Source organism: Mesonia oceanica, assembly GCF_902499555.1.
In the GTDB taxonomy this organism is placed as follows: Bacteria; Bacteroidota; Bacteroidia; order Flavobacteriales; family Flavobacteriaceae; genus Mesonia; species Mesonia oceanica.
In genome coordinates this window covers 1-859 of sequence record NZ_CABVMM010000061.1, presented here as the reverse complement: position 1 = coordinate 859, position 859 = coordinate 1, and the positions used below count along the sequence as shown (strand labels likewise).

Sequence of the window (859 nt, the reverse complement as noted above, 5' to 3'; positions counted from 1 at the left end):
TAATTAAACCCAAATCTGAATGAGACAACAAATAACTGTTGATAAAGCAATAAAAAGAGGACATTTAATAGTGAATGTTCCTGTATTTATTGCAATTATTGGCTGTCCTGCTTTGGCTTTATACTTATCAAAACAGAATTTAATTCCTGGTTGGGGAATTGGAATAGCTTTTTTAATAGGGTTTGTTTTAGCTTGGTTAATTTGGAGTTTTATGATTACCAAGTGGAGAATTTGGGCATTTGAGAATGTGAGAAACGTACACGAATTAAAGAAAAGAGCCATCCAAGAAAAATTGATTTGGAATGACGGAAATATTTTCGAAAAAACTGAAATCAGAAATACCGAGGATAAGAGTAAACTTAAAAGACTTGAAAAGAAATTTGAGCAAGAAGATGAATATAGAGAAGATTATTCTCTTCCACCTAAAATGGAAATTCACTATTCGAAAACCTATAAATATATTGAACTAGGAGTTTCGATTTTAATAATTGGAGTTGGAATATATTTTTTCACTAAAGGAGAAACCAAACAATATATTTTGGGTTTAATAATGACTGGAATTGGACTTTACAGCACAATAAAGGAATTTAGAAAAGCACTTGATAGAAAACCAAAAATAATAATTGACTCGAAAGGAATGCAAACCAAAAACATAGAATTTAAAAGTTGGTCTAATATAGAAAGTGAAGAAGTTGTACAAGAAGGTTATGGGAAATCAGCTAAATCATATTTGACTTATTTCTATGATGAAGACGAGTTTGAAAAAATTGAAATTGACTCTCTGAATGTAACACACAGAGAATTAGAAAACATAATAAGAACATATAGAATACGAAATAATAAAAACTACCGCTAACAA

At 29.5% G+C, this 859-nt stretch carries 1 protein-coding gene; it reads left to right on the top strand.

Annotation, left to right across the window (positions count from 1 at the left end; all coding sequences use genetic code 11):
* Positions 1 to 19: 19 nt before the first annotated feature.
* Positions 20 to 856: a LapA family protein gene (locus FVB9532_RS19315; protein WP_150546816.1), complete on the top strand. Its 837-nt coding sequence runs from the start codon at positions 20 to 22 to the stop codon at positions 854 to 856.
* Positions 857 to 859: the final 3 nt, after the last annotated feature.

What these genes read in the sequence shown, in the direction of transcription:
- FVB9532_RS19315 (WP_150546816.1), top strand. Translation starts at nt 20, where the DNA reads ATGAGACAACAAATAACTGTTGATAAAGCAATAAAAAGAGGACATTTA.